7 protein-coding genes and 2 tRNA genes are annotated in these 10,236 nt (G+C 44.9%); all 9 read left to right on the plus strand.

The features are described from left to right. The 9 genes from CUS_RS10215 (at position 1) to CUS_RS20410 (ending at position 10,196) form a co-directional block, all read left to right on the plus strand. Positions 1-1,599, plus strand: coding sequence for an MBOAT family O-acyltransferase (locus CUS_RS10215; protein ID WP_002850348.1), 1,599 nt, complete (start codon positions 1-3; stop codon positions 1,597-1,599). 23 nt (positions 1,600-1,622) lie between these two features. Next, positions 1,623-2,849 (plus strand): hypothetical protein, encoded by a 1,227-nt coding sequence (locus tag CUS_RS10220; RefSeq protein WP_002850321.1) that lies wholly within the window; start codon positions 1,623-1,625, stop codon positions 2,847-2,849. Positions 2,850-2,977: 128 nt separating this feature from the next. Continuing rightward, positions 2,978-4,060: a 3-isopropylmalate dehydrogenase gene (gene leuB, locus CUS_RS10225; RefSeq protein WP_002850351.1), complete on the plus strand. Its 1,083-nt coding sequence runs from the start codon at positions 2,978-2,980 to the stop codon at positions 4,058-4,060. A gap of 64 nt (positions 4,061-4,124) precedes the next feature. Beyond that, positions 4,125-4,580, plus strand: a complete 456-nt coding sequence (locus CUS_RS10230; RefSeq protein WP_002850300.1) for a hypothetical protein — start codon at positions 4,125-4,127, stop codon at positions 4,578-4,580. Positions 4,581-4,595: 15 nt separating this feature from the next. After that, complete coding sequence (locus CUS_RS10235) at positions 4,596-5,051, plus strand: hypothetical protein (RefSeq protein WP_002850317.1); 456 nt, start codon at positions 4,596-4,598, stop codon at positions 5,049-5,051. A 60-nt stretch (positions 5,052-5,111) separates the two neighbouring features. After that, a tRNA-Lys gene (locus CUS_RS10240) sits at positions 5,112-5,184 on the plus strand. Positions 5,185-5,260: 76 nt separating this feature from the next. Next, a complete protein-coding gene (locus tag CUS_RS10245; RefSeq protein ID WP_002850330.1) occupies positions 5,261-5,809 on the plus strand; it encodes a hypothetical protein in 549 nt (182 codons plus the stop codon). Between the two features lie 2 nt (positions 5,810-5,811). Next, positions 5,812-5,893 (plus strand) — tRNA-Leu (locus CUS_RS10250). Positions 5,894-6,167: 274 nt separating this feature from the next. Continuing rightward, complete coding sequence (locus CUS_RS20410; RefSeq protein ID WP_002850341.1) at positions 6,168-10,196, plus strand: dockerin type I domain-containing protein; 4,029 nt, start codon at positions 6,168-6,170, stop codon at positions 10,194-10,196. The last annotated feature ends 40 nt before the right edge of the window (positions 10,197-10,236 follow it).

The raw sequence follows: 10,236 nt of genomic DNA on the forward strand, positions 1-10,236 counted from the left end.
TTGACATATACTTCACTGAATTACCTCTTATATGCGGCGGTATGTCTGCTGGTATACGGCGTGACACCGAAAAAGTACCGATGGTGGGTACTGCTGGCGGCAAGTATGGGCTTTTACGCCATAGTCTGCCTGAAGTACATCGGCTTTATCATACTCACTGCCGCGACCACTTACTTCGGCGGCATAAAGCTGGAAAAATACATAACCGACAGCGATGCTTACATCAAATCGCAGAAAGGCAAGTGGAGCAAGGAAGAAAAAAGCGCCTACAAGGATAAGGTAACGCGGAACAAAAAACGTATCTGCGCGGCGGTGCTGGTGTTCAATTTCGGTATACTATGCTTTCTGAAATACTACAACTTCTTTGCAGATTCACTTACTTCGGTGCTTAAGCACTTTGGCGGAAAAGTACCTAATTTAGGACTATTCCTGCCGTTGGGCATATCATTTTATACATTCCAGTCGATGGGTTACATCATCGACATTTACAGAAAAAAATACACGGCAGAGCGGAATTTCTTCAAATTCCTGCTGTTCGTGTCATTCTTCCCGCAGATAGTACAGGGACCTATCGCTTTTTACAGCGACCTCGCACATCAGCTGTACGCGGGTGAAGATGTCAGGTTCGAGAACTTCAAACAGGGCGTACTGCTGGTGACATGGGGCTTTTTCAAAAAGCTGGTCATTGCAGACAGGCTGGTAACAACTGTCACGACCATTTCGGGCGACCACAAAAGCTATTCGGGCACTGCCATACTTTCGGCGGCACTGATATATGCTTTACAGCTTTATGCTGACTTTTCGGGCGGTATCGACATCTCGCGCGGCATCGCACAGCTTTTCGGCATAAACATGGCTGAAAACTTCAAACGTCCCTATTTCTCGAAAGATATCTCGGAATACTGGCACAGATGGCATATCACACTGGGCGGCTGGCTGAGGGAATACCTCTTCTACCCTGTGGCTATGTCAAAGCCTTTCCAGAAGATGGGCAAGGCGCTGAAAGCAAAGTTCGGCATGAAGATATCAAAAGTCGTGCCTGTCAGCATCGCTTCACTGATAACATTTATAGTCGTCGGTATATGGCATGGCGCAAACTGGAAATACGTGGCTTTCGGTGTGTGGAACGGCGGAATTATAATGATCTCGACACTGCTGGAAGATAATTTCACAGGCTGGAAGAACAAACTGCACATAAAGGAAAACAGCAAGCCTTTCGCGCTGTTTCAGATGTTTCGCACTTTCCTGATAGTACTGGTGGGTTATTATTTCGATATCGCACCAAACTTCAAGTCAGCGATGAGTATGATGTACCTGTCTGTTGCCGACCTGCATATAAGCGAACTGGCAGGAAGAGAATTCTACAAGACGATATTGCTCAGCAAGAGAGAGATAGCGCTGGTGCTTGCTGCGATGCTGGTGCTGTTCATCGTTTCGCTGAAGCAGGAACGCTCGCAGACCACGCTGAGAGAGCAGATATGCAAAAAGAATTTTGTCGTGCAGTCGCTGGTATTCATCGTGCTGTTTTTCAGCGTTGTCATATTCGGCGTTTACGGTCCGGGTACCGACCCTGCGGACTTCTACTACATGCAGTTCTAGCAGACAGGGGATAAGGAGAAATAATGAAAGGAATATACAAAAAGCGTATACTGAAAATAACGGCTCTGCTTATCGTCATGGTGCTCATCGCATTTATCTGCGAATCACTGCTGATAAGGACGACCAGTGCCGCAGAAGCACACATAAAGAACTTTTACCGCGAACCCAAAAATTCGCTTGATGTTGCTGTGATAGGGTGCAGTGAGATGTATGCCGACTACTCACCGCCAATAGCTTACCGCAATTTCGGCTTTACCAGCTACAATCTGGCGGTGGAGGGCGTGCCAGGTCACTTCTTCAATTCGATGCTGGACGAGTTTCTGTCGCGGCAGGATCCTCAGCTGGTGGTGTTTGAGGTCAACGGCTTCTTCTATACCGAAAAACACATAGCCATCGAAGGAAATAACCGCAGATGGCTCGACAACATGAAAAGAAATGCCAACTGGGCAGAGCTTATTCACGATACCATCGCAAAGGAAGATCAGTTCGACTATTATGTCAGACTGAGCAAGTACCATTCAAACTGGGAACGTCCCGAAGGACAGCTGGCAAGAATGTACAGTATGTACCTCAATTACAAAGGCGAAGTATCGAAGATGAAGAGCTTCGGCACACGCACCTCATGCAATTCCAAGAAGAAGGTCAACCGCAAAAAGCCTCCTCAGCTGACTGATTACGGCAGAGAATACTTGCAGGCGACCATCGACCACTGCCGCGAACTGGGTCTTGAGAATGTGCTGTTCATACGTGAGCCGCACAAGGCAAAGATATCAGCCGAAACTGATGCCGAACTTGAAAAGATGATAACCGACGGCGGCTACAAGTACCTGAACCTTGAAGCGATGTCTGACGAGATAGGCATAGACGAAAGCACCGATTACTACAACGGCGACCATCTGAACGTTTTCGGCAACGAGAAAGCCACGCTGTATCTCGGTAAATATATCATGGAGAATTACGACATCTCCACCGAGCATACCGAAGAGATAAACAAGCTGTGGGACGACTGCGCTGACTACACCGAAGAGGCTTTCAGCATTCTCAAAGAACGTACACTCGCTAATGAAGACAAGGTCTACAGCGAGTTCAACGACCTCAGTGAGAAAGGCAGCGCTCTGCGGGAAAAGTATCATAAGATAAAGAAACAAGGTAAGGACGAGAACTTCGATGAGCATGAGCCGCCTGAGTTCGGTGACGGCGAGGACTTCCCTACCGAATGCGAAGATAAAGCACCCGACAAAAAAGAATAACTGATGAAATGAACGCGCTGTCGGCTGACGGCGCGTTTTTTTGTGCGGTGATTGACAAGTTGAATGTAAAATGGTATAATACCAGTGTATGAAAAATTTCTGCCGAAAGGCTAAAGGAGTTAATTGAAATGAACAAGAAGATAACCGTTATCAAGGGCGACGGCATCGGTCCCGAGATAGTTACTGAGGCTATAAAAGTGCTGGACGCTGTGGCTGAAAAGTTCGGACACAGCTTTGAGTACACAGATATACTGATGGGCGGCTGCTCGATAGATGCCTGCGGCGTTCCGCTGACCGATGAGGCTGTTGCCACCGCAAAAGCGGCTGATGCTGTACTGCTGGGCGCTATCGGCGGCAATACTTCAACTTCTCCCTGGTACAAGCTGGCACCGAACCTCAGACCTGAGGCAGGTCTGCTGAAGATACGCAAGGAACTGGGGCTGTTCGCAAACCTCAGACCCGCAAACCTCTATGATGAACTGAAATTCGCGTGCCCGCTGAGAAGCGATATTATCGAGGGCGGCTTCGATATGATGATAATGCGTGAACTGACAGGCGGTCTGTACTTCGGCGCGAGAAAGACTGAGGTCGTTGACGGTGTTGAAACTGCGGTCGATACCCTCTCCTACAACGAGGACGAGATAAGACGCATCGCCATAAAGGGCTTTGACATCGCCATGAAGCGCCGCAAGAAGGTGACCAGCGTTGACAAGGCTAACGTGCTGGATTCTTCAAGACTGTGGAGAAAGGTCGTAAACGAAGTCGCTAAGGACTACCCTGAGGTAGAACTGGAGCACATGCTGGTGGACAACTGCGCTATGCAGCTGGTGCGTGACCCCAAGCAGTTCGATGTTATACTGACCGAGAACATGTTCGGTGATATTCTTTCGGACGAGGCGGCTATGGTAAGCGGTTCGCTGGGTATGCTGGCTTCTGCTTCGCTGAACGACACAAAGTTCGGTCTGTATGAGCCGAGTCACGGTTCTGCCCCCGATATCGCAGGTCAGGACAAAGCTAACCCGCTGGCTACGATACTGTCGGCTTCGATGATGCTCAGATATTCTTTCGATATGGACAAGGAAGCTGATGCCATCGACAATGCAGTTAAGCAGGTATTGGCTGAGGGCTACCGCACAGGCGACATCATGTCTGAGGGCATGAAGCAGGTCGGCTGTAAGGAAATGGGCTCGCTGGTGGCTGAAAGAGTTTAATATAAAGATGTTTTGGTGGGGGCTGTCATTTATGGTGCCCCCATCTTTTTATAGGAGATTACTTATGGACTTTTCAGATATGCTTCACGAAGTGATCTTCCCTGCGCTGGTATATTTTGTGCTTGGTGCGGCGGGCATTATCGGTGCTGTCATCTCACGAAAGGCAAAAAAAGAACTGAAACAGACAGCGGTGTATGTCAGCGGCAAAGTCATAGGATATAAGAGTTATCGTAACGGGTACGGCCGTTTTGTCGAGCGAAAACGGGATATAACGGTGGTATGCGTCCCGCCTGACAGCGCTGAGAAAGTGCGGTACATCATCACGACAAGCGGACATTTCACATTCAAATACAGGTGGGTGAAGAATGTCAGGCTGACTTATCCGCAAAACGGCGCTCCCCTTCTGCCCGAAGATGTGGGTCAGCTGAGTTTTAACGGCATCGCGGGTCTTATTGCGGGCGGCGTACTTATGCTGACTGCACTGGCGTATGTGATATGCTATGTTTTCAGAGTTGAATGAAAATGAGGTGAAACTATGCGTATTATCGAAGAATTTTTCTTACCTGTTGCGGTATTCGGCTTTGTGTTGTATGTCAGCCTGTGGTATTTAAAGAATGCCCTGCCCATTTACAGGGACTTCCGCAGGAATGGCAGGTCGGTACACGCAAGGGTCACAGGTTTCAAAGCCACTAAACTCGGCATACAAAACAGCGACAAATTCTTTGTCAATGTCGCAGCTGTTCCGCCCGACGGCGATACAGAAAAAAAATATGTGCTGTCCACCTGTCATCACAAGGGCAAGCGCTACAGCAAAGTGACAGAATGCAAAGTGATCTTTGTCGAAGGCGACCCTATACCTGTACTTAAAGAAGAAGTCAGACTTTGGCGCAGAGATATTATTATCAGCTTTGTTGGCGTTTTTTTGAGCCTTTTGATGATATCACTGTACATATTTGCAGCGGCAGATATATTTTTTTCAAAAACCCCTTGACAAATAAAAAAAAAGATGCTATAATAATATAGTTGTTACAGGACATGTACTGTAACAGATGAGCCATTAGCTCAGTTGGCAGAGCATTTGACTTTTAATCAAAGGGTCTGGAGTTCGAATCTCCAATGGCTCACTTACCGCTCTCGACCTTCGGTTGAGGGCGTTGTTTTTTAGGCAGTGTTTTTTGTACAGACATCGGCGGTGATATTATGCGTGATAGATGTTTCGAGATAAGTCACATCAGCGAAGGCAGTATATCGGGCTTTCTGCGCGATGACGAAAGAGAGATCTTCTTCGATAACGGCAGCGGTGAGGATTTTATTGATGACTTCATGCTGGCGGTGCTGACTGTTGCGGGCATTCACCCTGCGGTCGAGCATAGAGAGAGTTTCTGGGCTGAACTTGAACCCATGATGGCTAAGTGGGCTTTCTTCGGTTCAAATTCACGCATACGTGTGACTGTTACGACTTATGACAATTCGCGCACCGTTCAGGAGAGGAGCGAGAGCCTTACTCTTGATAAGGAAACTCTTATGCGCGATGTGGCAGAAGTTCTGGGCGAAGTGCTTGAAAAATTCGGGCTGTGCGGATACCGTCACGAGTGGGGGCATGAGTTCCCGCTGAGCCTTTATTTACAGCTGAAAGATGCTGTCAGCCGCAGTGCGAAGACTTCGCTGACAAAACAGATATCAGCCAACGAAAACATGGGCATGCCTGCTGACGGCTCGGTGCTGTCGGAAGAGTTGTCCCTGATATAAATGCGGGTGTGGTGAAATTGGCAGACACGTTAGATTTAGGTTCTAATGCCGAACGGTGTGCAGGTTCAAGTCCTGTCACCCGCACTTGACATAAAACCGCGTACTTGCGTATTATCGCGCAGGTGCGCGGTTTTCTTATTGTTTGTTGCACAAATAAATTGCTGTATTCTGCAAACTTTTGCACTATATTTCAATTATAGTGGACACGCGGCTAAGTTCAAACTCAGAAAATGCAAGTCCGATTTTTCACTCAGTATCGGCTATCCTAATATTTGTACTGTTCGTTAATTTATATTGACTTTTCGTTCTGAAAATGTTATAATTTAGAAACTATCTGTTTTATAAAGGAGTGGTTTTTTTGTACAAAAGGATCTTGTCAGCACTGACGGGCTTTGCTATGGCGTTTACCATGCTGGGCGCAGTACCGTCGGCTGCGGAAACAGATGTTTCAGCTGATGTAAATGCTGAAAACATCAACGGTAACGAGGTGTCAATAGAGGGCACAAATGCTCTCGGTGATATGCTCGTTCAAAAAATCAACGATGCCGAAGAAAGCGACGATATGGGCTTCACCATTCAGAATGTCGCCGTTGACGGCAAAAATGTCACTGTTGAGTACAGTTTTATAAAAAGCTGTACTATGGTGGTGGGTATCTTTGATGATGAAGGCACAGTGATGCTCGGCAAGGGTGTGGCTGATATAGTCACAGGTTCTTCAAGCGAAACTGTCACCATCGACATCGATACTATGCCTGAGCATTTTCTGGTGAAAGTGTTCATGGTGGACAGCATAAGTTACAGACCTCTCGGTGAAGCCTATACCTGCGAACTGTACACCAAAAAATTTCAGGATTTTATGGCGCTTACCACAGATGACTTCGACAGCGAGAGCGTGCTGAATCTCGACGAAGACAAGACGAACAACTTCATCGTGCTGAAAGACGGCATCACCCGCCTTGATGAAACTGACGGCGAGATAGTCAGCAGTGATGCCAGCGATGAGCAGTCCCCCGTCACCCACACCATAAGCGGAGCCAGCGACCGTGTCAAAGCCCTGAAAGCGGGCGACATTTTCGCGGCAGGCGACATCGAGAACATAGTTATCGCCAAAGTCGGCAGTATAACCGTTGACGGCGATACAGCAGTCATCACCGAAGGCGACATCGAGGGCGATGAGGTTTTCAAGGTGATAAAGATAGATGTTGACTCAAGTGATGCAACTGTGACAATCGATGACAGCTATGCAGATGATGGCATCACATTTCTTGGTGCTGATGTAGAACTGCCTGATATCCCCGATGAATATAACGGCACAGGCAAACTCTATGATTTCAGTGATATTCCCGAAACTGAAACTCAGGAACTTAATGGTCTTTATAAAGATTATTCTGCAAGTCACGATTTTACATTCAAATTCATTGAGTCTGAGCCTGATATATCAAAAAATGACGGCTGGAATGTACACAGCAGATTTACAGGATATTTTAAATTCAATGTTGGTCTTGATTTTAAGATCTATAAAGATGAAATGGACTTGATAGATTATGTAAGGTTATCTGTTCCGTTAGATCTGGATTTAGCTTTTACTATGGATTTTGAGGGCTACTATCAGTATACGATAAGCCGTATAACACTTGCAACATTGTTTGGTATCACAGCTGAGATAGACCCCAAACTGTATTTTTCAGGAAAAGCATCTGTGACTGTAAAAGGGTATATTGATTTTTCACCAACAGTTGAATACCATATCTATACTAATGAGTTCACAGACCAAACCAGACTTCCCGAAGCAGGTTTTGATCTTTCTGCTGTGCTTGATGCAAGCATCGGAATGATCATATCACCAAAAGCAACCCTTTTCAGTGACAATATTGCTTATGTCCTTGCCGATCTCGGTGCAGGTCTGCATTTTGTGATAACTAAAACCTATAATACTTCGGTAAATGCTAAGCATCAATGCGGAGATTGTGTTTCGGGGAAACTCTATTTCGAAAGAACAGCTACAATTGAGATGGATATAGTTGGTTTGGATAAAATAACCGATGTTCTGTTCAAAATGGAGCGTTATCTATGGTCATTCTATTGGTCGAAGACTTATGGAGATCATGGTCTTGGCGGATGCAAACATTATGAAAGCAAATGCACTCTCACCTTTTATAATAAAGAAGTCGGACATCCTCTTGCTAATGCTATAATAGATGTAGTAGATCAGAATAGTGGTGAAACTATCTATCGTAATTACAATCTGGATGGAAAAGGACAAGCAACGCTGTGGCTGCCTAAAGGTAATTATGTGATAACCGCTAAATTGAATAATGCAGTATTCAAGCCATATTATTTTGAATTTCTGGATTATTATCACGGCACTATTCAGATGAAATATGATCGTTCCAAAACACGTAAAGATCCATCTTCCTCCAAACCCGATGACTCGTCATCTTCCAAGCCCGACAGTTCATCTTCCAAGCCTGATGATACATCATCAAAGCCTGACAGCGATTCATCTGCGCCTGAGAATCTTAAACTCACAAAAACCAAGAAAACGCTTGATTACAAAAAAGGCAACGGCATGAAACTGCTTGAAGGCGGTACGCCTGCTGGTTCTATGGGTTTTATTGATGATAATGATACGCTGTTTATATGGGGTATTCTTCCGGAAAATAAAGAATCTGATATGATTTATTATTCAGATTATAATTACTACAGCATACCTAATATAAAAAAGGCTCAGGTTCAGAATCTTGAACTCATGTTCCTTACTAATGATAATAATTTGTATATCTGGGGTAGTAATCATAGTGAAAGGTATTATTACGAAAAACCAACCTTGATCGCTACAAATGTAAAAGACTTTTGTTTGAACTATAGTTTTACTCATATTGATAATTATGCGTATATAAAAACAAACGGTGATCTTTATGTATCAGGTGAATTTGGATTTGGAGATAATTCTAAAACATACGATGATCATCTTATGATGAAAAATGTTCGTTCGGTTTCTCTCTGTCATAATTATGTCGGTGCTTGTATAACAGAAAACGACGAATTATATATGTGGGGACATAATTACGCTCATCAAATAATACCATACGGCGATGTAACTTATTTTGATATAACAAAGATAGCTGATGATGTAAAAGATGTTGAAATACAATTATACTGTACATATTATATCACCAATAACGGCGATCTCCATACACGTGGCATTTATAATGAATATTATTTTGATAATACTATTGATTTTTCAGATCAGATTCGCATGAAAGGAATAAAAGAAGTAAGTTCAGCTGGTACCTACTCATATAATTCATTAATATTAGCTGAAAACGGAGATCTTTACAAAATCGGCAAAAATGATCATTTATACAATTATTCCGATAAATACCCTGAAATGAAGTCTTCTCGAACAAATGAAAATAACGATCTCATAATTACATTAAAAAATGGCGATGAAATAACTATACCCGCAGAAGAGCGATCAGATTATTATTTTAAACCTACCAAAATAGCAAGCAACGTAAAAACAATGACTAATCTTTACAGTAATGGTATGTATATTGACAACAATAACGAAATATACATTTGGGGGCGAAATTTTGGTGATGGCTCACGTGATCCTAAATACAGCGGCATCTATGACAGAAAAGGTCTGCTTTGGGATAATATACAGCCCACCCCCGTCAAACTAGACGACATCTATGCTCAACTGCCAACCATCGAGAGCGAAACACAGTCAGAAAATGCTGACACATCAGCTGTGGCTGAGGACGATTTCACCGGGCTTATGCCTGACTGCATCTACAATGTGTACGGCTTCAATGAGGACTACATGGATCTTTCAAATGAAGGTCTTGCGTATATTGACCAGTTCGTTACCGACAGCGACGGCAACCTGCCTTTTGACAAGGCAAGCGTCAGCGGCAGTGAAGCGCTGTTCTGGAAAGCTGTCCCCATGACAAGGCTGAGTATCGCCAACGCAAAGATCGAGGTAAAAGACCTCAGCTACACAGGCGAAGAACAGTTCATCGAGCCGACAGTCACACTTGACGGCAAAACGCTCGTGCTGAATTACGATTACTTTATCGCACAGGGCGACAGCGCTACAGATGCGGGCGAGTACACAGGCATCATCTGCGGCATGGGCGAATACAAGGGCGAGGCTGAGTTCACCTATAATGTTACAGGCGGCGGAAAACTCGGCGATGTAAACGGCGACAACGCCATCAATGTCACCGATATCTCACTTGTTGCCGCTCATGTAAAGGGCAGAAAAGCACTTTCGGCAAACAAGTTCGCATTAGCTGACATCAACAAGGACGGTTCGGTAAATGTGACCGATATTTCAAGGATAGCGGCACATGTCAAGGGTGTAAAATCCATCAAATAAACTGTCACACAAATGATAAAATGACCCGAATGCTTTGTGT

Source organism: Hominimerdicola alba 8, assembly GCF_000178155.2.
Taxonomy (GTDB): domain Bacteria; phylum Bacillota; class Clostridia; order Oscillospirales; family Ruminococcaceae; genus Hominimerdicola; species Hominimerdicola alba_C.